The sequence below is a fragment of the Pseudomonas sp. FW215-R2 genome (genome assembly GCF_058789255.1).
In genome coordinates this window covers 59,985-81,845 of record NZ_JBYTBO010000008.1, presented here as the reverse complement: position 1 = coordinate 81,845, position 21,861 = coordinate 59,985, and the positions used below count along the sequence as shown (strand labels likewise).

The window sequence follows — 21,861 nt, the reverse complement described above, 5'->3', positions numbered from 1 at the left end:
GGGCTGGAACAATGCGGGCCACTTTGTAGAGCGTTTTCGCGGGGGAGTTGCGGGTGCAGATTCAGGGACATTACGAGCTTCAATTCGAAGCGGTGCGCGAAGCTTTCGCGGCACTGTTCGACGATCCCCAGGAACGTGGCGCCGCGTTGTGCATCCGGGTCGGCGGCGAAACCGTCCTCGATCTCTGGTCAGGTACCGCCGACAAGGACGGCGCCGAAGCCTGGCACAGCGACACCATCGCCAACCTGTTTTCCTGCACCAAGACTTTTACTGCCGTCACCGCGCTGCAACTGGTGGCCGAAGGCAAGTTACAACTCGATGTTCCGGTCGCCCGCTACTGGCCGGAATTCGCCGCCGCCGGCAAGGAATCCGTGACCCTGCGTCAACTGCTCTGCCATCAGGCCGGCCTGCCGGCCCTGCGCAAACTGTTGGCCCCCGAAGCCCTGTATGACTGGCAAACCATGGTCGACGCCCTCGCGACCGAAGCGCCGTGGTGGACGCCGGGCACCGGTCATGGTTATGCCGCGATCACTTACGGCTGGCTGATCGGCGAGTTGCTGCGGCGTGCCGACGGTCGCGGGCCGGGGGAATCCATCGTGGCGCGGGTCGCCAAACCGCTGGGGCTGGATTTCCATGTCGGCCTGGCCGACGAAGAATTCCATCGTGTGGCGCACATCGCACGGGGCAAGGGTAACGTCGGCGATGCCGCCGCCCAGCGCCTGTTGCAAGTCACCATGCGCGAGCCAACAGCCATGACCACTCGTGCCTTCACCAATCCGCCGTCGGTGCTTACCAGCACCAACAAACCGGAATGGCGCCGCATGCAGCAACCGGCGGCCAACGGCCATGGCAATGCACGCAGCCTGGCCGGGTTCTACGCCGGTCTGCTCGACGGCAGCCTGCTGGAAAGCGAAATGCTTGATGAGCTGACCCGCGAACACAGCCTCGGCGAGGACAAGACCTTGCTGACCCGCACCCGTTTCGGTCTCGGTTGCATGCTCGATCAACCTGACGTGCCAAACGCCACCTACGGCCTCGGCCCGCGGGCGTTCGGGCATCCGGGGGCGGGCGGTTCCATCGGTTTTGCTGATCCGGAGCACGATGTGGCCTTCGGATTTGTGACAAATACCCTGGGGCCGTACGTCTTGATGGATCCGCGCGCGCAGAAGCTGGCGCGGGTACTTGCCACTTGTCTGTAAAGCGTTACCAGAGGTTCCAGGGCCGGAACCTCGACCGGTTTTTCGATTCAAAGCGTCTGTTTATCCGGGCGAAAGTCCTCTGATTGTCCATTACTTATTTTGTGGGTTTCCAATGTCGTCCAAACAAACTCTCGCCCTGGCCCTGTGTTTCGCGATTACCGGTTGTGCACAGACTCCGAAGAATGACGCCGATGGCGGCAGCTGGTGGCCGTTCGGTTCTTCCGACAAAGTCGCGGCCAAGGAGCCGGCTCCGGCCCCTGCACCGTTGAAACCGGCCGCCACCGCGCCGGTCGCCAAGACCGAGAGCAGCAGCCATTGGTACTGGCCGTTCGGTTCCGATGACTCGGCGGACAAGGCCAAGACCGACGTGAAGCCCGAAGTAAAACCTCAAGCCAAACCGGCTGTTGTCGCCAAGGCTGATGCCGACACGGGCAGCAAGTGGTGGTGGCCGTTCGGCGGCAAGTCGCAGGACACCGCCAAAGTCGTGCCTATGCCGGATCCAAAGGTCACTCAGGCCTGGCTGGATGACTACGAGCCACGCCTGCGCACCGCGATCAAGGACAGCAATCTGCAACTTGAGCGCCGTGAAAACGTGCTGGTCGTGATCGCGCCGGTTGAAGGCTCGTTTAACCCGGATCGTCCGGCGATGCTGCTGCCGGTCACCCTTGGCCCGTTCACACGTGTGGCAAAAATTCTCGAAGCCGACCCGAAAACCGCCGTGCTGGTGCTCGGTCACAGCGACACCACTGGCGCAGCCCCGGCGAACACCAAACTGAGCCAGGAACGCGCTCAGGCCGTGGCAGCGATCTTCCGTCTCAGCGGCTTGCAGCGTGATCGCCTGATGCTGCGCGGCATGGGCTCCGAAGCGCCGCGTGCGGCCAACGACAGCGTTGAAGGCCGTGCCCTGAACCGTCGTGTCGAACTGCTGGTGACCCCGCAAAACACCATGGTTGCGCTGCTGAGCAAGTACAACATGCCGGCTCCGGCACCAGTGACCATGGTCGCTGCCCAGGACGTCAAGCCTGTCGCCAAACCGGTCACCCCGGCGCCGGCGGCGAAGAAAGCCGCAGTACCGGCGACCAAAAAGGCTCCGGCCAAGAAAGCGGCTGCCAAGGCGCCAGCGAAGAAGGCACCAGCGAAGACTCCGGCCAAGAAAACCGCTCCAGCCAAAGCCGCCGCAAGCGACAAGAAAGTCGTTGCGACCGACGCGGCAAAACAGTAATCCGCTAACGAAAAGGAATGCGCCATGACCCAGGCTCTGGCAGATATGCGTCGTGATTACACCCGGGATGGCCTGACCGAGGCGCAAGCCCCGGCCGAGCCTTTCGCGCTGTTCCACCAGTGGTTTGCCGATGCGGTGAAAACCGAGCAGGCCCCGGTGGAAGCCAACGCCATGACCCTGGCCACGGTCGATGCGGACGGTCGACCGCACTGCCGCATTCTGCTGCTCAAGGGCCTGGACGAGCAGGGCTTCACCTTCTTCACCAACTACGAAAGCGCCAAGGGCCAGCATCTGGCCGCGAATCCGTTCGCGGCCATGACGTTCTTCTGGCCGACCCTGGAGCGCCAGGTGCGTATCGAAGGGCGGGTGGTGAAGGTCACGCCCGAGGAGTCCGACGCGTACTATCAAGTGCGCCCGCTGGGCAGCCGGTTGGGTGCCTGGGCGTCACCGCAGAGCCGGGTGATCAACGGCCGGGGTGAACTGGAAGATTTGCTCAAGGCTACCGAGCAACGCTTCACCGACACCCAGCCCGACTGCCCGGAACACTGGGGCGGCTATCGCTTGCTCCCCGATCGCATCGAATTCTGGCAGGGCCGCGCGAGCCGTCTGCACGATCGCCTCAACTACCGTTTGCAGGGCGCCGACTGGATTCTTGAACGTCTGGCACCTTAAGCAGTCTACCGAGCGGGATAGCCTGCCGCAGCGGCCTCAAGCCACTTCGGCAGGTCCCGACGCCTGATCTTCTGCGATCGGGCTTGCGCCAGCCGTTCGAGCATGAAGGCGCGTTTGCCTTCATCCTTGCCGGCCAGTGACAATGCCAGATCGCGGTCCATCCAGCGTTTGATCCGCACGTACAACCACCAGTGGAAGTACAAACCGGCGACGGTTGTGACGACAATGATGAAGTAATCCATGAAAATCCTTGGGGTCGGCGGCGCAAGCTATGTATTTTGGCGCTACTGTTGGGTGAGTTCGTGGAGGCCCTGTACCGGGCCTGAATGAAACCAAATTTATCCGGGCGGCGCCGTGACAGGCGTCAAGCTGCGGAGTTTAATGAATACCTGTCCTTTGGAGTTGATCCTATGCGTAAGTCTGTTCTGCTGGTTGCTTCCTTTTCCACGATGGCGATGTTGCTTACCGGCTGCCAATCGAGCCTGACCGGTGACTCCTACTCCCGTGACGAAGCGCGTCGCGTGCAGACGATTCGCATGGGCACCATCGAATCCCTGCGTCCAGTGAAAATCGAAGGCACCAAGACCCCGATCGGCGGCCTCGCCGGTGCAGCGGTGGGCGGTGTCGGCGGCAGCGCCATCGGCGGCGGTAAAGGCAGCATCGTTGCAGCCGTTATCGGTGCCGTGGCCGGCGGCCTGATCGGTTCGGCCACCGAAGAAGGCCTGACCCGTACCCAAGGCGTTGAAATCACCGTGCGCGAAGACGACGGCAGCATGCGCGCCTACGTGCAGCAAGTGCAGGAGAATGAAGTGTTCCGCGTCGGTGAGCGGGTACGGATTTCGACTGTCGGCGGGACCAGCCGCGTTTCGCACTAAACGGGAACGAGCGGTAAAAGAAAACCCCGATCAGGTGACTGGTTGGGGTTTTTTGTTTGGCGTTTACCAGTGATCTCGATAGACGAATGCGATTTGATAGTCATAAGAAGATGAATCAATGACGTGCTTAAAGTACGGTTGAAGAATACTCACCCAGTGTGAGAGCACATCGAATCCGCCGTTGTTTATATTGTTTTCAATTGGCATGCCGAGTGATTCGATTACAGAGCCGTCGTCACCGAAGTCCTTCGTTAATTCCTCTCCTACGCCCAGTTCGGTTTCCTTGTCATACCATTCGAGTCTGGCTTTCAGTCCCATAAAAACCTCATAAATATTTTTTGATGCTTCGCTTTTTCTTTTTGGGTGGATCTAGTTGCTTGCCGGTTCTATGGTCGTACGATCCCAAATGAGTACCGTCACTTGACCGGTACGTCTCAAGCTCACCGTGAAGAAAGTCCCATTCATATATTGTTCTCCCTTTCGCGTCTGTCCAGCGATCCCGGAGCCCACCCGAGTACGGGGTTTTCTTTTTTGCTCTCTTTAATCCCGGAAATGCAGTGATTTCGTCTGTCTCAGGAGCCGGGTGGTAGGTGTGACCAGCCTTGGCTGTGCCATGCCCGCGTACATTTAGAACAATATAAAGCGGCTTAACTCCAGAATCCGCCGGAAACACCAATATGAAATCCCGATAATCCGGAGGATAAACCGGATTCACCAGAATCCCGTCCGCCGCTTTCGTCGGCGGATACACCCAGATATGCGGCGCTTGCGGAGCAGCCTCCAGTGCCGGAATACCGAGGATGTCGGAACCGTCCACGGCGGGCGTCCAGATCAGTTCGATGCCTTCGCCGAGGTCTGCGACAAAGCGGTTACCGCGTGCGGTGAACTGCGCGACATCAACCATTTCCCAGTCGCGATTCTTGCCGGTGTAGAAACCGTAACCCTTGAGGCTGCCATCCGCCTGCTGTTCGACACGCAAGCGCACGCGGGTTCGAGCCTGTTTGAGGGCTAGCAACTGGTCTTCGGTGTAGAGGGCGCTGTCGCCCAGGTTCGATGGCATGAGCAACGCCACCAGCCCGACCAAAGGTGTCACAACGGCGGCGGAAGCCATGGCGGGCAATGCCTTGAACGCCTTACCCGCAAGGGCGAAGGTGCCCAGGCCTGCCGGGATGGCAGTGCCGCTGATTTTCTTGAGCGCAACACCACCGCTGTCATCGGCTTCACGGCCACCGAGCAGGATCAGGTCGCCGTAATCTTTCAGGCTGTCAGTCGGCACCATCCCCGAAGGATTCGAGTAATCGATGATCGCGTCCGGCAACTTGCAGGACTTGGCGAACACGCAGCCGGCACGCACCGGCTCAGGCCTGTTCGACGCGACCTCACGGCTGCGTTCGAAAGCGTCCTGTCGCGCCAGCATGGCGTCGTACTTGTTTTGTCGTTCGTCCTGATCGGCCAGCTCGGTGGCCGTCATGTAGCGGTAGGTGACGTGATGCCCGTCGCCTGCCGGTGGGTTGGGAACCCGGGGAATGTCCTTTTGACCAGCCACTGATTGTCCTTTCGTTCATGCATCGGCAGCCCCTCGAAAGGGGCTGCACGACGTTAACGAAGCAGGAAAATCGTGGCTGTAGGACGCGTCTCTAAAGACGTGGGGATTGTTCGACGTGAATCAGGGCCGACGCTAAGAGAAGTCGAGAGGACTTGTAATCTAGATCAGTTTATCCAGTACAAACTCTTTAAACCAAGGTGGCTGAACGTCTGACTTGATTTCAATCAGCTCTCCGTCTGTGATCTCTGCTACTTGTGTCAGCCCTTCGCTACCTTCGTCGGAGTTATCAAAGATATAGGCTCTGTTCGAGGTGAGGATTGCGTCCGATAGAAGCGCCAGAGACCTCCAATAACGCTTTCGTATCTTTTCAGGAGGAACGTTGTGCCCACCCTGTGATACGCGATAGGCAACCCTGGCAACATTGATTTCCGGGTCGGCTGTTGCAACGTAATAGACGTAAACCCTATAGCCGGATCTCTGGGCTTCGTAGAGCAAGTCGACTTTATCTGATGAGGACATGACGGTTTCGAACGTAAAACTGATTTTCTCTTTGATCAGAGAGCGCCGTATGAAGTCGGAAAGAGCGGAGGCTACATAGGAGTCGATCTGAGTATCCGAGAAGCTGAGCCTGTCACCTTCAATCGTAATCGAATCCAATTTTGCCAATGACTCTGGAGCTTTTTTTAGCAGGGCGTGGTTGCGGAAAAAATCGAAAATGTCATTTTTGTGAGATTCGATGCGATAGGTGGTGAAATCAAAATAACCAGTGTCTTTGATTGCACGCTCTATATCATCTGGGTTTATGTAATTTCCCAATAGATGGGCAGGAACCAGCCGATTAAAGGTGCTTTTTCCTGAGCCATTTGGTCCGGCGAATATACGTACCCTCGGTGTGCTCAAGAAACGACCTGTTTAGACAGTTTGCTGATTTGCAGGCGAGTCCCGCTTTTCAGGTTTCCATATGTGCCGATCGAGCGCAGTGCAACCGAAGATTTTTCTGTCACTTCAAACAGCTGACCATCTTTGGCGACAAGCACAGCAGCCCCATTGGCAAGCGCCATTTTGTAGGCGTTGTTGAACGCTTTCAGGGCAATGTCCGGAATATAAGACTCCTGCACGGCAATCTGACTGTCCGTCATTGGGCGCTTTTCTGCTTTGCGTGACATGGAAGGCTCCGAAAAAACGTTCTGAGGTGACGCTGCTGTCAACAGAAGATATAGCACACTTGAAAGGCTCAGGTTAAGCGCTGCGAGCAGCACCAACGGGAGATTTACCATGTCTTTGCAAGGTTCTGGAGCCCAATCATGTGTGTGGATCTTTCATTGAGTCTTGGCCCCTCCAGAGAGAGGGCCGTAATGTGCGACTTAACTGCCTTGCATGGATCCTTTTCTGCTCGCGGCCAATGTCACCGCATAACCGATCAATGCAGCGAACACTGAGCCGGTGAGAATGCCCATCCGGTCCATCCCGGCGTATTCACTGGCACCCGGCACGAACGCCAGCGAGCCGACAAACAGACTCATGGTGAAGCCGATCCCGCAGAGGATCGCCACGCCAAGCACCTGGCCCCAATTGGCGCCCTGAGGCAGGGCGGCGATGCCGGTCTTGACCGAAAGCCAGGTCAGGCCGAACACGCCAACGGTCTTGCCCAGCAGCAGGCCGACGGCGATGCCCATCGGTACATGGTGCGTGAAGCTTTCGGCGGTCACACCGGTCAGCGACAGACCGGCGTTGGCGAAGGCGAACAGCGGCAGAATGCCGTAGGCGACCCACGGGTGCAGCGCGTGTTCCAGGGTCAGCAGCGGCGAAGGCTCGGCGTTTTTGGTGCGCAGCGGGATGCAGAACGCGAGGGTCACGCCGGCCAGCGTCGCATGGACACCGCTCTTGAGGACGCAGACCCACAGGATCAGACCAATGATCATGTACGGCCCGAGCTTGACCACCCCGAGTCGGTTCATCGCCACCAGAGCCGCGATGCACGCCGCCGCCAGACCCAGCGACAGGGTCGAGAGTTCGCCGGAATAGAAGATCGCGATGATCACGATGGCGCCCAGGTCATCGATGATCGCCAGGGTCATCAGGAACAGCTTCAGCGACACCGGCACTCGCTTGCCGAGCAAGGCCAGCACGCCGAGGGCGAAGGCGATGTCGGTGGCGGTCGGAATCGCCCAGCCGTCGAGGGCAGCCGGGTTGTCGCGGTTGAGGAACCAGTAGATCAGCGCCGGCACCAGCATGCCGCCAATCGCGGCCGCGCCGGGCAGGACGATCTGCGACGGTTTCGACAGCTGACCGTCGAGGACTTCGCGCTTCACTTCCAGGCCGATCAGCAGGAAGAACAGCGCCATCAGGCCGTCGTTGATCCACAGCAGCAAGGGCTTGGCGATTTTCAACGCGCCGATCTGCGCCACCACGGGGGTATCGAGCAGGCCGTTGTACAACCACGACAGCGGCGAGTTGTTGATGATTAAAGCCAGGATGGCCGCGGCGATCAGTAACAGACCGCTGGCAGCTTCCAACTGAAAGAAACGCGTGAAAGTGCTACGCAGAGGCAAGGTCGCTCTCCATCGATAAAGTCAAAAGGTGGGACACCCTAACCCGTACCGTTAGTTGTTAAAACAAAAGTTATATTCTTTTTTGTTATATGTGGTTACAGAGCGCCCAGTCGACGTGCAGCAGAGCCTAGCAGTTGCCCAAGGGATTGAAGCTCAGCTGTATCTGTCGGTGCCGTAGGTTTTTTCCTAAGCTTGGGGGCTGAGCCTGTGAAGGCACTTCTGCCCGATTCAACGAGATCAACAGCCATGAGCGACAACCGACAGTGGGCCCGCGAAGCCATCCGGATCATCGAAGCTGACTTCCAGCGCAGCGCCGACACGCACCTGATCCCCTTGCCGCTGCCGGGGTTCCCGGGCATCGAGTTGTACTTCAAGGACGAGTCCAGCCACCCCACCGGCAGCCTCAAGCACCGTCTGGCCCGTTCGCTGTTTCTCTACGCCTTGTGTAACGGCTGGCTCAAGCCAGGCGCGCCGGTGATCGAAGCATCCAGTGGTTCGACGGCGATTTCCGAAGCGTACTTCGCGCGGATGCTGGGGCTGCCGTTCATTGCGGTGATGCCGGCGACCACGTCCAAGGAGAAGATCGCCCAGATCGCGTTCTATGGCGGCAAGAGTCACCTGGTGGACGATCCGACCCAGATCTACGCCGAATCCGAACGTCTGGCCCGCGAACACGATGGGCACTTCATCGACCAGTTCACCTACGCCGAACGCGCCACCGACTGGCGGGCGAACAACAACATCGCCGAGTCGATCTTCCAGCAGATGCGCTACGAGCAGCACCCGTGCCCGGCCTGGCTGATTTCCAGCCCCGGCACCGGCGGCACCACCGCAACCCTTGGCCGTTACGTGCGCTATCGCCAACATTGCACCCGCGTGCTGTGTGCCGATGCCGAGCGTTCGGTGTTCTTCGACTTTTACCAGACCGGCGATGCCAGCTTGCGTCTGGATCACGGTTCGCGGATCGAAGGCATCGGCCGGCCACGGGTGGAAGCGTCGTTCCTGCCCAAGGTGATCGATGCGATGGTCAAGGTGCCGGATGCCTTGTCGCTGGCGGCCATGCATTACCTGGCGCAGCGTCTGGGCCGGCATGTGGGCGGGTCGAGCGGCACCAATCTGATCGGCGCGCTGATGGCGGCGCAGCAGATGAAAGCGGCGGGGGAGTCGGGGTCGATCGTGGCGATTCTGTGCGATGGCGGCGAGCGCTACGCAGACACCTATTACGATCAGGCGTGGCTCAAGGCGCAGGGCTATGAGCTGGATGGATTGATGGCCGCTGTTGCGGCGAGTGCCGAGAAGGGTGAAGCGCTGCCGGCCTCGGTTCTGCGCGCCAATATCTGACGCCGAATACGACTGTGGGAGCGAATTCGCTCCCACAGGTTTTTGCATTGTTTCAGGTATTGCAGATCAGTCTTTCAGGCCGAGGATGTCGCGTGCGACAGCTTCCGCGATACGAATCCCGTCAACACCCGCCGACAGAATCCCGCCCGCATAACCCGCGCCTTCACCGGCCGGGAACAGACCTTTGACGTTCATGCTCTGCAGCGTCTCATCACGAGTGATGCGCAGCGGCGACGAGGTGCGCGTCTCGATCCCGGTCAGTACCGCATCGTGCAACGAATAACCGCGAATCTGCTTCTCGAACGCCGGCAGTGCTTCACGAATCGCTTCGATGGCGAAATCCGGCAACGCCAGGGCCAGATCACCCAGCGCTACCCCCGGTTTGTACGACGGTTCGACTTCGCCCAGTTCGGTCGAAGGAATGTCGTTGATGAAGTCGCCGACCAGTTGCGCCGGCGCCTTGTAGTCGCTGCCGCCGAGGATGAAGGCGTGGGACTCCAGACGCTCCTGCAACTCGATCCCGGCCAGCGGGCCGCCCGGATAATCGACTTCCGGGGTGATGCCGACGACGATGCCGGAGTTGGCGTTGCGCTCGTTACGCGAGTACTGGCTCATACCGTTGGTGACCACGCGATTCGGCTCGGAGGTCGCGGCGACCACGGTGCCACCCGGGCACATGCAGAAGCTGTAGACCGAACGGCCGTTCTTGGCGTGGTGCACCAGTTTGTAGTCGGCGGCTCCCAACTTGGGGTGACCGGCGTACTTGCCCAGTCGCGCACGGTCGATCAGCGATTGCGGGTGCTCGATGCGGAAACCCACCGAGAACGGCTTGGCTTCCATGAACACGCCACGGCTGTGGAGCATGCGGAAGGTGTCGCGGGCACTGTGGCCGAGGGCCAGGACCACGTGTTTCGAATGCAGGGTTTCGCCGCTGGCCAGCTCGACGCCGACCAGTTGGCCGTCTTCGATCAGCACGTCGGTGACGCGCTCCTGGAAGCGCACTTCGCCGCCCAGGGCGCGGATCTCTTCACGCATGGTCTCGACCATGCCGGTCAGACGGAACGTACCGATGTGCGGCTTGCTGACGTAAAGAATCTCTTCCGGGGCGCCGGCCTTGACGAACTCGTGCAAGACTTTGCGGCCGAGGAATTTCGGATCCTTGATCTGGCTGTACAGCTTGCCGTCGGAGAACGTGCCCGCGCCGCCTTCGCCGAACTGCACGTTGGACTCGGGGTTGAGCACACTTTTGCGCCACAGGCCCCAGGTGTCCTTGGTGCGCTGGCGCACTTCGGTGCCGCGTTCGAGGATGATCGGCTTGAAGCCCATCTGGGCCAGCAGCAGGCCGGCGAAGATTCCGCACGGGCCGAAACCGACCACGATCGGACGCAGGCTCAGGTCGCTCGGCGCCTGGCCGACGAATTTGTAGCTGACATCCGGCGCCACGTTGACGTTGCGGTCATCGGCGAACTTGCCCAGCACTTTCGCCTCGTCGCGCACTTCGAGGTCGATGGTGTAGATGAAGCACAGTTCGGAGGACTTTTTGCGCGCATCGTAGCTGCGCTTGAACAAGGTGAAATCGAGCAGGTCATCGCTGGCGATGCCCAGGCGTTGCACGATGGCAGCGCGCAGGTCTTCGTCGGGATGGTCGATCGGCAGCTTGAGTTCAGTGATTCGTAACATGACAGGATCCGGTTCGCGGGGCGCACAACTGCGCCAGGGCGTTTGAAGGCGGCGATTATAAGCCGCAACGGCCGGATCCCGTGAGGGTAAAACGATCAGTCGTTGCGCGAACCGCCGAAATACCCGCAACCACGCTGCACCTTGCCGTCGATCCGCAGCTCGGCACTCATGTGCTGCACGCTGCCGGTGTTGCTGTCGACGCAACGCTGCGGCGCCACCCACAACTCGATGCGCTGGTTGTTGGCTTCGCTGCTGAGGTTGAAACGACCGTCGCCCAGTTGCTCTTCGACGTAAGGCACGGCGAGCGGTGGCTGGCCTTCGCGGTCGATGACCATGCCTTTGCCGCTGACCTTGACGTTCCATTCCGGGCCATGGCCGGCAGCGCGCAGGATCAGTTGCTTGAAGTTCGGATCATCGCAGGCAGTGCCGGAACGTTCGACGCGATACAACTGGGTCAGGTCGAGGCGGTCACCGGCGATCTTCCCGCGCACGTCGGCGAACAGCTTGCCCTGTTGATCGGCCAGCGTGGCGGCCTCTTGCAGGACGCTGGTACCGCCGATGTCGTTGACCACGTATTGGCGCTGCTCGCCGCAAGCCTGGAACACCAGTTTGCCGTCGGCAGCGGTCAGTTGCCCCTGCATCCGCGTCTGGCCGACGTGGGAGGCGCTTTCCCGCGCGCCATCGAACAACTGGCACGCGGCAAACAGAGGGAGCAGGGCAACAACGATCAAGGAACGGGCAACACGCATCTTTGGCTCTCCAGACAAGTGCCGCCACGTTACGCAGGCTGACCGTTCATCACAAGGGTTTAGCCCACGTGAAATGTCTGACCTGTCTGCAAGCCTTCGACACTTTTGGCGTAGGCCAATGCCACATCCGCCGCAGGAACTGGCTTGTAGCCGCGGAAGTACGGGGCGTAGCTGCCCATGGCTTCCACCAGCACGGTCGGGCTGATCGAGTTCACGCGCAGGCCGCGTGGCAGCTCGATGGCGGCGGCGCGGACGAAGCTGTCGAGCGCGCCGTTGACCAGTGCAGCCGAAGCACCGCTGCGGATCGGGTCGTGGCTCAGTACGCCGGTGGTAAAGGTGAACGACGCGCCATCGTTGGCGAACTCGCGGCCGATCAGCAGCAGGTTGACCTGGCCCATCAGTTTGTCTTTCAGGCCGAGGGCGAAGCTGTCTTCGTTCATTTCACCCAGTGGGGCGAAGGTCACGTTGCCGGCGGCGCACACCAGGGCGTCGAACTTGCCGGTCTTTTCGAACAGCTTGCGGATCGATGCGCTGTCGCTGATATCCACCTGGAAATCGCCGCTGCTGCGGCCGATGCGAATGACTTCGTGACGCTGCGACAGTTCTTTGTCCACGGCCGAACCGATGGTGCCGCCTGCGCCGATCAACAGAATTTTCATCGTGCTTGCCTCAAGTGATTGAACGAGGTTTCAGTCTAGAGTGGTTTTTTCCGCTGATAAGCGCGCTAATGGGCAACCTTTGGTTTTCAAATGGAAACAATCCATGAGCGAGATGGATGATCTGGCGGCGTTCGCGGTGTTGATCGAGGCGGGCAGTTTTACCTTGGCGGCGCAGCAACTGGGGTGCAGCAAGGGGCAGTTGTCCAAGCGCATCAGTCAGCTGGAAACGCGGTTTTCCGTGGTGTTGTTGCAGCGCACGACGCGTCGGTTGAGCCTGACAGCGGCGGGGGCGGCGCTGTTACCGCAGGCCCAGGCGCTTGTAGTCCAGGTCGAAAGGGCGCGTCAGGCATTGGCGCGATTGAAGGACGACATGGCCGGTCCCGTGCGTATGACGGTGCCGGTGTCGCTGGGGGAAACGTTCTTTGATGGACTGTTGCTGGAGTTTTCCCAGAAATACCCGGAAGTGCAGATCGAGCTGGAGTTGAACAACAGCTACCGCGATCTCTCCCGCGATGGCTTCGATCTGGCTATTCGCACGGAAGTCGCCAACGACGAGCGACTGGTAGCCAGGCCCTTGCTTGCCTGGCAGGAAATGACCTGTGCCAGTCCGGCGTATCTTGAGCGTTTCGGCGAGCCGCTGACGCCGCAGGCACTGGTCGAACACCGTTGCCTGCTCAACAGTCATTACAGCGGTCGCGAAGAGTGGCTGTATCACCAGCAGCACGAATTGTTGCGGGTGCGGGTATCGGGGCCGTTCGCCAGCAATCACTACAACCTGTTGAAGAAAGCCGCACTGGCCGGCGCCGGCATCGCACGCTTGCCGTCCTATCTGCTGCAGGCGGAATTGGCTGACGGCCGATTGCGCTGGCTCCTTCGTGATTTTCAGACCCGGCGCATGCCTATGTACCTGGTGCATCCGTATCAGGGCGGGTTACCGAAACGTACCCAAGTGCTGGCGGACTACCTGATCGGCTGGTTCAAGCGCAGCGGCGAGGCGCTGGACCGGCTTCAGCGGTAACGGCGGGCGATCAGATGATCGATCGACAGTTTGCCCGGCCCGGTGGTCATCAGGTACAGCAGAACGGCGGCCCAGGTGCCGTGAGTCGGGTAGGCGTCGGGGTACACGAACAACTCGATGACCAACGTCATGCCCAGCAATGCCAGCGCCGAAAACCGAGTGGCGAAGCCGACGAGGATCAGGATCGGGAAAAAGTGTTCGGCGAACGCGGCCAGGTGAGCGGCAATTTCCGGTGACACCAGCGGCACGTGGTATTCGCTCTGGAACAACGGAATCGTCGAGTCGGCCAAGTGCGGCCAGCCGATCTGGAAGGTGCCGTCGATCAGGTCGATGGCCAGACCCTCGACCTTGGTCTGCCCGGATTTCCAGAACACCGCCGCGATGGAAAAACGTGCGATGAAGGCGATCAGGCTGTGTGGGATTTTTTCCAGCAGTGCAATGGCACGGGCAACGAGGCTGTTCATGGCGAAACCTTTGGGTGGAAATGAGTGAGGGCATGGCGGCTGATCAACAGGGCCAGGGTCTGGCTGAGATCGAAGGCTTCTGCAGATTCCAGCGCCTGAGTGAGTGACCGGCCGGCCTTGAGCTGACGAATGAACTGGCTGGCGCCGTGATCCACGGCGAATACCTCGACCTCCAGGCCGTTGCGCAGGACCAGCGCCTGTTGGGCCTGATTCAGATCGATCCCGGCCAGCGTGTTGTCGTGCTGGTGCGCGGCCCAGATATCCACCACGGCAAAGGCTGAATCGAGCACATGCAGCGAAGGATGCAGACCGATTCGCAGATTGCTCAGAGCCTCTTGATCAGCGAATGCAGCAGCAATCTGTTCCTGGCTCAACGGCGATGCATCGGCGGCGTGATAGGCCAGCGTACGCAGGCGCTCCAGCCGTGCAACATCTGCCAGGTAAGGAACGATCGATGCCGGTTCGAATCCGATGATGAAGTCCGCCAGATCACTGCCGTAGTCGCTCATCAACGGACTGTGTGGTGGATGGTTTTGAATGAAAACTCCGGCCATGGCGCGGAAGAATTCCTCTCCTACCAACTGCATTACCACGGGATAACTGTCGGCCAGTGCATTGCTCAACGAACCCTGCACGTTGTTGCGGTACACCGCGAATCGACTGGCTGGATCGGCCCCATTGGCGCTGCACAAACCGTCGGGGCAGGGCTGGCTAATGTCGAGGAGTGCTGCGCTGAAAGTGGCTTGGATACTCATGGCCGACCTCCTGCGCAAAGCAGAAGCTCATCGGCCTGTTGCGCTTCGGCCAACAGCACGTTGAAGGCCGGCACCTGATTGTCCCGCTCGATCAGCGTCGCCACCGGGCCGACGCGTTCCAGCGCTTGCCGGTACAACGACCAGACGGCCTGATCGATCGGTGCGCCGTGATCGTCGATCAGCAAGCGATCACCGAGGCTGTCGGAATCTTCGGCAAAACCCGCGAGATGAATCTCGCCGACGGCGTGCAATGGCAGTGCGTCGAGGTAGGCCAGGGGATCGCGCTGATGGTTGATGCACGAGACATAGACGTTGTTCACGTCCAGCAACAAACCACAGCCGCTGCGCCGGATGACTTCACGGATGAAGTCCGCTTCGTCGATCGTCGAGCGCTGGAATGCCAGATACGTCGCCGGGTTTTCCAGCAGCATCGGGCGCTTGAGAGTGTTCTGCACCTGGTCGATGTGATCGCAGACGCGATTCAGCGTCGGCGTGTCGTAAGCCAGGGGCAATAGATCATTGAGAAACACCGGGCCGTGGCTCGACCAGGCCAGGTGTTCGGAAAAGGATTGGGGTTGATAACGCTCGATCAGCGCGCTCAGGCGTTTGAGGTGTTGAACATCCAGCGGGCCTTCGGCACCGATGGACAAGCCGACGCCATGCAGCGACAGCGGATACGCCTCGCGGATCAAACCCAGAAAGTGATGAAAGGGGCCGCCGGCCACCATGTAGTTTTCGGCGTGGACTTCGAAGAAACCGATGTCCGGTAAAGAACCGAGCACTTCACGAAAGTGCCCGGTCTTGAGCCCCAGCCCGGCACGGGGCGGGAGCCCGGGGAGGGCTGCCCGAGTGCGGGTGGAGGCATGGTCGCAGGAAGTGATCATGGTCGACACTCGGACAGCCGCCGGATCAGGACTTGGCCTTGAAGGCTTCCATCTGACCGAAACCGGTCGGCGAGGTTTTGCTTTCGGTGGTGGCGCAGGTACCTTTCGGAACGAACTTCCAGGAGTTGGCCTGGTAATCCATTTTCGCCGTGCCTGCGCAGGTGGTGCCGGCGCCGGCGGCGCAATCGTTATGACCTTTCATGGCCACGCCGAAGCATTTTTCCATGTTGGTGTTGTCGGCAGCCTGGACGGTCGAAACGGCGGCCATGCTCAGGGCGGAACCGAGGGCCAAAACCAGGGCGGTGGCGGACAGGGTGCGGGTGGTAGCAGTCATGATGTTTCTCCGGTTTCAACTTGGGTTGGAACAAGCGATGTGCGCTTGCTTACCCCACTAGAGAAACGACCTGGCGATGCGTTACAGCGATCGCGAAAATAATTTTCAAAGCGCAAAAAAAACGGCCCGAAGGCCGTTTTTTGCTTAACGCAATCGATCAACCGCCGAGATACGCCTCGCGCACTTTCGGGTCGGTCAGCAGCGCTTCACCGGTGCCTTGCATCACCACCCGGCCGTTCTCAAGAACGTACGCACGGTCAGCGATTTTCAGCGCCTGGTTGGCGTTCTGCTCAACCAGGAACACCGTCACACCGTCCTTGCGCAGCTGTTCGATGATGTCGAAGATCTGCTGGATGATGATCGGTGCCAGGCCCAGCGACGGCTCGTCAAGCAGCAGCAGTTTCGGCTTGCTCATCAGCGCACGGCCGATGGCGAGCATTTGCTGTTCACCGCCGGACATGGTGCCGCCGCGCTGGTTGAAGCGTTCTTTCAGGCGTGGGAAAAGTCCGAGAACCTTGTCCATCTGTTCCTGATAGTCGCCCTTGTCGGTGAAGAATCCGCCCATGGACAGGTTCTCTTCGACGGTCAGTCGGGCAAACACCCGACGGCCTTCGGGCACCACGGCAATGCTCTTGCGCATGATCTGCGACGATTCCTGGCCGACCAGTTCCTCACCCATGTAGCGGATGCTGCCGCTGTGCGCCTGCGGCGAACCGCACAGCGTCATCAGCAGGGTGGACTTGCCGGCACCGTTGGCGCCGATCAGGGTCACGATCTCGCCCTGACGGACTTCGACGTTGACGCTGTGCAGGGCCTGGATCTTGCCGTAGAAGGTGGAAACGTTTTCGAACTGCAGCATTTACGCTTCCCCCAGGTAGGCTTTGATCACTTCAGGATTGTCGCGGATCTGTTCCGGCGTGCCGTTGGCCAGAGGCGTGCCCTGGTTGATCACGACGATGTGGTCGGAAATGCTCATGACCAGTTTCATGTCGTGTTCGATCAGCAGCACGGTCACGTTGTGCTCTTCACGCAGCACGCTGATCAGCGCCTTGAGGTCTTCGGTTTCCTTCGGGTTCAGGCCGGCGGCCGGTTCGTCGAGCATGAGGATCCGCGGACGGGTCATCATGCAGCGGGCGATTTCCAGACGACGTTGCTGACCGTAGGCCAAGGTGCCGGCCGGACGGTTGGCGAATTCCTTGAGGTTGACCTTGTCCAGCCAGTATTCGGCGTATTCCATGGCCTCGCGCTCGCTTTTGCGAAACGCCGGGGTCTTGAACAGACCGGCCAGGAAGTTGGTGTTCAAGTGACGATGCTGGGCGATCAACAGGTTCTCGACCGCTGTCATGTCCTTGAACAACCGCACGTTCTGGAAGGTACGCACTACGCCTTTGAGGGCGATCTTGTGGCCCGGCAGGCCTTCGATCGACTCGCCGTCGAGCACGATGCTGCCGCCGCTCGGCTTGTAGAAACCGGTCAGGCAGTTGAACACGGTGGTCTTGCCCGCGCCGTTCGGCCCGATCAGTGCAACCACCTCTTTTTCCTTCACGGTCAGGGCCACGCCGTTGACCGCCAGCAGGCCGCCGAAGCGCATGCTCAGATTTTCGACTTTCAGGATCTCGCGGCTCATTTGCGCAGCTCCATGTGAGGACGTTGCATGGGCAGCAGACCTTGAGGTCGCCAGATCATCATCAGCACCATCAGGGCGCCGAACATCAGCATGCGGTACTCACTGAACTCACGCATCATTTCCGGCAACAGGATCATCACGACCGCGGCCAGTACGACGCCCAGCTGCGAGCCCATGCCGCCGAGCACCACGATGGCGAGAATGGTCGCCGACTCGATGAAGGTGAACGACTCCGGCGTCACCAGACCCTGACGGGCAGCGAAGAAGCTGCCGGCGAAACCGGCGAAGCAGGCACCCAGGGTAAACGCCGAGAGCTTGATGATCGTCGGATTCAGGCCCAGCGCGCGGCAAGCGATTTCGTCCTCGCGCAACGCTTCCCAGGCACGACCCAGGGGCATGCGCAGCAAGCGGTTGATGACGAACAGCGCGAACAGCGACAACAACACCGCGATCAGGTAAAGGAAGATCACCTTGTTCACCGGGTTGTAGGTCAGGCCGAAATACTCGTGGAAGGTCTGCATCCCCTCTGCGGCCGTCTTGTCGAAGGTCAACCCGAAGAGGGATGGCTTCGGAATGTTGCTGATGCCGTTCGGGCCGCCGGTGATGTCGGTGAGGTTACGCAGGAACAGACGGATGATTTCACCGAAGCCCAGCGTCACGATCGCCAGATAGTCACCGCGCAGACGCAGTACCGGGAAACCGAGCAGGAAGCCGAAGGTGGCCGCCATCAGTCCGGCGATCGGCAGGCAGATCCAGAAGCTCAGGCCGTAGTAGTGCGACAGCAGCGCATAACTGTAGGCGCCGACGGCATAGAAGCCGACGTAACCGAGGTCGAGCAGGCCTGCCAGGCCGACCACGATGTTCAGGCCGAGGCCGAGCATCACGTAGATCAGCACCAGCGTGGCGATATCCACCGCGCCGCGAGAGCCGAAGAACGGCCAGACCAGTGCACCGATGATCAGCGCAATGATGATCCAGCGCTGGGTGGTCGGCAGGGTCAGGAAGCTGCTGGCCTTGGCCGGCATCTTGGGCAGGTTCGGTGAGGATTTCCACGCCGCACCGATCTGCTGGTCGAACAACACTCGCAGGAACATCAGTACCGAGCAGACGGCAATGGTGATCAATGTCGAGGTACTGGTGCCATGCACTTCGAGGTTGATGCCGACGATGGTCAGCTTCAGACCGAGTACCGGGTAGGCCACCGCCCACACCAGCAGGGCGCTGAACAGCGCCTGTTTAAGATTCCTAGTCATACTTTCTCAACCTCCGGACGACCCAACAGGCCGGTTGGCCGGAACAACAGCACCAGAACCAGCAGGCCGAACGCCACGACGTCCTTGTACTGGTCGCCGAAGATATCGGCACCAAAGGCTTCCGCCACACCGAGCACCAGCCCGCCGAGCATGGCGCCGGGGATGCTGCCGATGCCGCCCAGTACCGCGGCGGTGAAGGCCTTGAGGCCGACGAGGAAACCGGCGTTCGGGTTGATCACGCCGTATTGCATGCTCAGCAGCACGGCCGCGATGGCCGCCAGCGCAGCACCGATGACGAAGGTCAGGGCGATGATGTTGTTGGTGTTGATGCCCAGCAGGTTGGCCATCTTGATGTCTTCGGCACAGGCACGGCAGGCGCGACCCAGGCGAGAGCGGGAGATGAACAGCGTCAGGCCGAGCATGGCGACCAGGGTCACCACGAACACCACGATTTGCATGTAGGAAATCAGCACTTCATGTGCGCCACCTGGCCCGATGGAGAAGTTGCCGGGGATCAGGTTGGGGATGGATTTGTCCTTGGAGTCTTGCGCCAGCAGAACCGTGTTCTGCAGGAAGATCGACATGCCGATGGCGGAAATCAGCGGGATCAGACGGTTGCTGCCGCGCAAGGGACGGTAGGCGACGCGTTCGATGCTGTAACCGTAGGCACTGGTCACGACGATGGTTGCGAGAAAAGCGGCGGTCATCAACAGTGGAACACTGTCGAGTCCCATCATGGACAGCCCGGCGATGGCGATGAAGGCCACGTAGGAGCCGATCATGTAAACCTCGCCGTGGGCGAAGTTGATCATTCCAATGATGCCGTAGACCATCGTATAGCCGATGGCGATCAGGGCATACGTGCTGCCAATGGTCATGCCATTAACCAGCTGTTGGAAGAAGTGATAGATGTCAGGCATTACAGCGCTCCTAAAAACCTGATACGCATTTCACTGGTGGAGTCATTTTCCCGCCCGGCCCCGTGGATCTTTATCCACTTCGAATCCGGGTTTTGCCAGCGAACCGCTGATGACGGTTTTGAGATTTTCAGGTGGGGAGACTGGCGGATCACGCCAGCGCGGCCCAATACATTCGTAAAACAAAGCCCACGGCACGCCGTGGGCTTTATTGGCAGTCAGTCAGGCAGCGCCTTACTGAGGCGAAACTTCGGTTTTAGGTTTGCCGAAGTGCCACTCGTAGACCACGAATTTGAAGTCCTTCAGGTCGCCCTTGGCATCGAAGCTCAGGTCGCCGGTCGGGGTCTTGAAGGTGCCGGCGTGAATGGCAGCCGCCACTTTCGCAGGGTCTTCGGATTTGGCAGCGGCGATACCGCCGGCAATCACTTCAACCGCCGAGTAGGAAGGGAACACGAACGGGCCGCTCGGGTCTTCTTTCTTCGCCTTGAATGCATCCGCCAGGGCAACGTTGGCCGGATCCTGGTCGAAGGACTTCGGCAGGGTCACCAGCAGGCCTTCGGACGCGTCCTTGGCGATCTGCGAGATGGAGTCGTTACCCACGCCTTCCGGACCCATGAACTTGGCTTTCAGGCCTTTTTCCTGGGACTGACGCAGGATCAGGCCCAGCTCTGGGTGGTAGCCGCCGTAGTAGACGAAGTCGACGTTGGCTTGCTTGAGCTTGGAGATCATCGAGGAGAAGTCTTTGTCGCCGGCGTTGACGCCTTCGAACACGGCAACCTTGACGCCTTTGCCTTCCAGGGTTTTCTTCACGGCGGTGGCGATGCCTTCACCGTATTGCTGTTTGTCGTGCAGAACAGCAACGATTTTCGGTTTCACGTGATCGGCAATGTAGTTACCGGCGGCAGGGCCCTGGGCGCTGTCCAGACCGATGGTGCGGAACACCATTTTGTAACCACGGCTGGTGATGTCCGGGCTGGTGGCAGCCGGGGTGATCATGATCACGCCTTCGTCTTCGTAAACGTCCGAAGCAGGCTGAGTGGAGCTGGAGCACAGGTGACCGACCACGAACTTGACGCCGTCGTTGACGACCTTGTTCGCAACGGCTACCGCTTGTTTCGGGTCGCAAGCGTCATCGTATTCAACGGCTTCGAGCTTCTTGCCGTCGACGCCGCCCTTGGCGTTGATCTGTTCGATGGCCATTTTGGCGCCACTGAACTGCATGTCGCCGTACTGGGCTACCGGGCCGGTTTTAGGGCCGGCGATACCGATCTTGATGGTGTCAGCTGCGAACGAATGGCTGGCAACCCCGGCCAGTACCATAGCGGCAAACAGTTTGGAAATCTGCTTAGTAGCCTTAGTCATAGTGCTCCACTCTTACTGTTGTATTTTTTTAGAGTCCTGACGCCGTAGCAGCAGAACCGGGCCAGATATCATCGCGATATCGTCCGGAAATGCCCCCGGCAACTGTACCGGTACAGTGTAGAGCGCCGGTTGTTGGCCTGGGAAGCTGGCGCCCAGGGGCAAATTCTGGAGATGTCGCTTTAATGAAAGAAAAAGACAGAATTGCGGCGGGACGTTCAGAGGGCTTATACCCCAATCATCAGCATTCCCTGGCCTTCCTGCTCTTTTCGTTCGGTACAGCCTTTTGCTACCGGGTTTTTCTGCCGGACCACCGACGTTATCATTCGCGTCGATTTCTTTTCCGGACAGTCCCATGAATCAAGAACCTAGCACCCTCTATGCCAAGCTGCTTGGTGAAACCGCATCTATTACCTGGAAGGAGCTGGAGCGCTTCTACGCCCAGGGTGCCCTATTGTGGGTCGACGCTGACCTGGATTTGATCGCCGTGGCCGAGGCCGTGGCATCGGATCAAGGCGAGAAAGTCGCTGCCTGGCTGGCCGAAGACAAAGTCGCCAAGCTGTCTGAAACGCGGGCGCTGGATATTTTTGAACGTGATCCGCAGATGTGGGCGGTCGTGGTTCGGCCATGGATTCTGGTCCAGGAAAGGGCGTCCGCCTGAGGATGTGCACCTTGTTGGTGCGTGTGCTCGCCGAGGAAAAGTGTGTAGCCGAGTAGCGTGATGGCACGTTGCCGTAGAGAAATGCCACAAGCGG

Annotated in this window: 25 protein-coding genes; 7 read left to right on the top strand and 18 right to left on the bottom strand. The window is 59.9% G+C overall.

The features are described 5' to 3' along the window. Nucleotides 1-53 precede the first annotated feature (53 nt). The 3 genes from AC3WRD_RS13155 (at nt 54) to pdxH (ending at nt 3,093) form a co-directional block, all read left to right on the top strand. On the top strand, nt 54-1,199 hold the full coding sequence (locus AC3WRD_RS13155; protein WP_102621501.1) for a serine hydrolase domain-containing protein: 1,146 nt from the start codon (nt 54-56) through the stop codon (nt 1,197-1,199). A gap of 112 nt (nt 1,200-1,311) precedes the next feature. Further along, a complete protein-coding gene (locus tag AC3WRD_RS13150; RefSeq protein ID WP_102621500.1) occupies nt 1,312-2,421 on the top strand; it encodes an OmpA family protein in 1,110 nt (369 codons plus the stop codon). Between the two features lie 24 nt (nt 2,422-2,445). Continuing rightward, on the top strand, nt 2,446-3,093 hold the full coding sequence (pdxH, locus tag AC3WRD_RS13145; protein ID WP_102621499.1) for a pyridoxamine 5'-phosphate oxidase: 648 nt from the start codon (nt 2,446-2,448) through the stop codon (nt 3,091-3,093). Nucleotides 3,094-3,098: 5 nt separating this feature from the next. Here pdxH and AC3WRD_RS13140 read toward each other — a convergent pair whose 3' ends face one another. Continuing rightward, nucleotides 3,099-3,335 (bottom strand): hypothetical protein, encoded by a 237-nt coding sequence (locus tag AC3WRD_RS13140; protein WP_096819524.1) that lies wholly within the window; start codon nt 3,333-3,335, stop codon nt 3,099-3,101. 168 nt (nt 3,336-3,503) lie between these two features. Here AC3WRD_RS13140 and AC3WRD_RS13135 point away from each other — a divergent pair, with 168 nt between their 5' ends. Continuing rightward, nucleotides 3,504-3,968, top strand: a complete 465-nt coding sequence (locus tag AC3WRD_RS13135) for an outer membrane lipoprotein (RefSeq protein WP_007918566.1) — start codon at nt 3,504-3,506, stop codon at nt 3,966-3,968. 63 nt (nt 3,969-4,031) lie between these two features. On the opposite strand, the gene AC3WRD_RS13130 is transcribed toward AC3WRD_RS13135, so the two are convergent. The 5 genes from AC3WRD_RS13130 to nhaA all read right to left on the bottom strand — a co-directional run bounded on the left by AC3WRD_RS13130 (nt 4,032) and on the right by nhaA (nt 8,066). Beyond that, nucleotides 4,032-4,286, bottom strand: coding sequence for a colicin E3-like toxin immunity protein (locus AC3WRD_RS13130; RefSeq protein ID WP_102621498.1), 255 nt, complete (start codon nt 4,284-4,286; stop codon nt 4,032-4,034). A gap of 7 nt (nt 4,287-4,293) precedes the next feature. Further along, complete coding sequence (locus AC3WRD_RS13125; RefSeq protein ID WP_102621497.1) at nt 4,294-5,514, bottom strand: S-type pyocin domain-containing protein; 1,221 nt, start codon at nt 5,512-5,514, stop codon at nt 4,294-4,296. A gap of 159 nt (nt 5,515-5,673) precedes the next feature. Beyond that, entirely contained in the window at nt 5,674-6,414 is a 741-nt protein-coding gene (locus tag AC3WRD_RS13120) for an ATPase (protein ID WP_102621496.1), read from the bottom strand. Then, a complete protein-coding gene (locus AC3WRD_RS13115) occupies nt 6,411-6,680 on the bottom strand; it encodes a hypothetical protein (protein WP_102621495.1) in 270 nt (89 codons plus the stop codon). Before AC3WRD_RS13115 ends, AC3WRD_RS13120 begins: the two co-directional genes overlap by 4 nt. Before the next feature lie 198 nt (nt 6,681-6,878). After that, on the bottom strand, nt 6,879-8,066 hold the full coding sequence (gene nhaA / locus AC3WRD_RS13110) for a Na+/H+ antiporter NhaA (protein ID WP_102621494.1): 1,188 nt from the start codon (nt 8,064-8,066) through the stop codon (nt 6,879-6,881). 246 nt (nt 8,067-8,312) lie between these two features. Here nhaA and AC3WRD_RS13105 point away from each other — a divergent pair, with 246 nt between their 5' ends. Beyond that, on the top strand, nt 8,313-9,407 hold the full coding sequence (locus tag AC3WRD_RS13105) for a PLP-dependent cysteine synthase family protein (RefSeq protein ID WP_096819518.1): 1,095 nt from the start codon (nt 8,313-8,315) through the stop codon (nt 9,405-9,407). A gap of 66 nt (nt 9,408-9,473) precedes the next feature. Here the strand turns inward: AC3WRD_RS13105 and AC3WRD_RS13100 are convergent, their stop codons facing one another. From AC3WRD_RS13100 to AC3WRD_RS13090, 3 genes are all read right to left on the bottom strand, one after another. Beyond that, nucleotides 9,474-11,087 carry an NAD(P)/FAD-dependent oxidoreductase gene (locus tag AC3WRD_RS13100; protein WP_102621493.1) on the bottom strand — a complete coding sequence of 538 codons (1,614 nt, stop codon included), beginning with the start codon at nt 11,085-11,087 and terminating at the stop codon, nt 9,474-9,476. A 95-nt stretch (nt 11,088-11,182) separates the two neighbouring features. Continuing rightward, nucleotides 11,183-11,836, bottom strand: a complete 654-nt coding sequence (locus AC3WRD_RS13095; RefSeq protein ID WP_102621492.1) for a COG3650 family protein — start codon at nt 11,834-11,836, stop codon at nt 11,183-11,185. Between the two features lie 59 nt (nt 11,837-11,895). Continuing rightward, the gene (locus AC3WRD_RS13090; RefSeq protein WP_102621491.1) at nt 11,896-12,495 is read right to left on the bottom strand and encodes a short chain dehydrogenase; all 600 of its coding nucleotides are present in this window, start codon (nt 12,493-12,495) and stop codon (nt 11,896-11,898) included. A 103-nt stretch (nt 12,496-12,598) separates the two neighbouring features. On the opposite strand from AC3WRD_RS13090, the gene AC3WRD_RS13085 reads away from it, so the two are divergent. After that, complete coding sequence (locus AC3WRD_RS13085; protein WP_102621490.1) at nt 12,599-13,513, top strand: LysR family transcriptional regulator; 915 nt, start codon at nt 12,599-12,601, stop codon at nt 13,511-13,513. Here the strand turns inward: AC3WRD_RS13085 and AC3WRD_RS13080 are convergent. From AC3WRD_RS13080 to AC3WRD_RS13040, 9 genes are all read right to left on the bottom strand, one after another. Then, on the bottom strand, nt 13,504-13,977 hold the full coding sequence (locus tag AC3WRD_RS13080) for a DoxX family protein (RefSeq protein ID WP_102621489.1): 474 nt from the start codon (nt 13,975-13,977) through the stop codon (nt 13,504-13,506). The genes AC3WRD_RS13085 and AC3WRD_RS13080 overlap by 10 nt on opposite strands. After that, complete coding sequence (locus AC3WRD_RS13075) at nt 13,974-14,732, bottom strand: HvfC/BufC N-terminal domain-containing protein (RefSeq protein ID WP_102621488.1); 759 nt, start codon at nt 14,730-14,732, stop codon at nt 13,974-13,976. Before AC3WRD_RS13075 ends, AC3WRD_RS13080 begins: the two co-directional genes overlap by 4 nt. Beyond that, nucleotides 14,729-15,616 (bottom strand): MNIO family bufferin maturase, encoded by an 888-nt coding sequence (gene bufB / locus AC3WRD_RS13070; RefSeq protein ID WP_102621487.1) that lies wholly within the window; start codon nt 15,614-15,616, stop codon nt 14,729-14,731. Before bufB ends, AC3WRD_RS13075 begins: the two co-directional genes overlap by 4 nt. Before the next feature lie 25 nt (nt 15,617-15,641). Then, complete coding sequence (locus tag AC3WRD_RS13065; protein ID WP_096819509.1) at nt 15,642-15,950, bottom strand: BufA1 family periplasmic bufferin-type metallophore; 309 nt, start codon at nt 15,948-15,950, stop codon at nt 15,642-15,644. 157 nt (nt 15,951-16,107) lie between these two features. After that, complete coding sequence (locus AC3WRD_RS13060) at nt 16,108-16,809, bottom strand: ABC transporter ATP-binding protein (RefSeq protein ID WP_096819507.1); 702 nt, start codon at nt 16,807-16,809, stop codon at nt 16,108-16,110. After that, the gene (gene livG / locus AC3WRD_RS13055) at nt 16,810-17,577 is read right to left on the bottom strand and encodes a high-affinity branched-chain amino acid ABC transporter ATP-binding protein LivG (protein WP_096819506.1); all 768 of its coding nucleotides are present in this window, start codon (nt 17,575-17,577) and stop codon (nt 16,810-16,812) included. Next, on the bottom strand, nt 17,574-18,830 hold the full coding sequence (locus AC3WRD_RS13050; protein WP_096819505.1) for a high-affinity branched-chain amino acid ABC transporter permease LivM: 1,257 nt from the start codon (nt 18,828-18,830) through the stop codon (nt 17,574-17,576). Before AC3WRD_RS13050 ends, livG begins: the two co-directional genes overlap by 4 nt. Further along, on the bottom strand, nt 18,827-19,750 hold the full coding sequence (gene livH, locus AC3WRD_RS13045) for a high-affinity branched-chain amino acid ABC transporter permease LivH (RefSeq protein ID WP_085729918.1): 924 nt from the start codon (nt 19,748-19,750) through the stop codon (nt 18,827-18,829). Before livH ends, AC3WRD_RS13050 begins: the two co-directional genes overlap by 4 nt. A gap of 231 nt (nt 19,751-19,981) precedes the next feature. Further along, complete coding sequence (locus tag AC3WRD_RS13040; protein ID WP_096819504.1) at nt 19,982-21,109, bottom strand: branched-chain amino acid ABC transporter substrate-binding protein; 1,128 nt, start codon at nt 21,107-21,109, stop codon at nt 19,982-19,984. 352 nt (nt 21,110-21,461) lie between these two features. On the opposite strand from AC3WRD_RS13040, the gene AC3WRD_RS13035 reads away from it, so the two are divergent. Further along, nucleotides 21,462-21,767 carry a DUF2288 domain-containing protein gene (locus AC3WRD_RS13035; RefSeq protein WP_096819503.1) on the top strand — a complete coding sequence of 102 codons (306 nt, stop codon included), beginning with the start codon at nt 21,462-21,464 and terminating at the stop codon, nt 21,765-21,767. Nucleotides 21,768-21,861 lie beyond the last annotated feature (94 nt).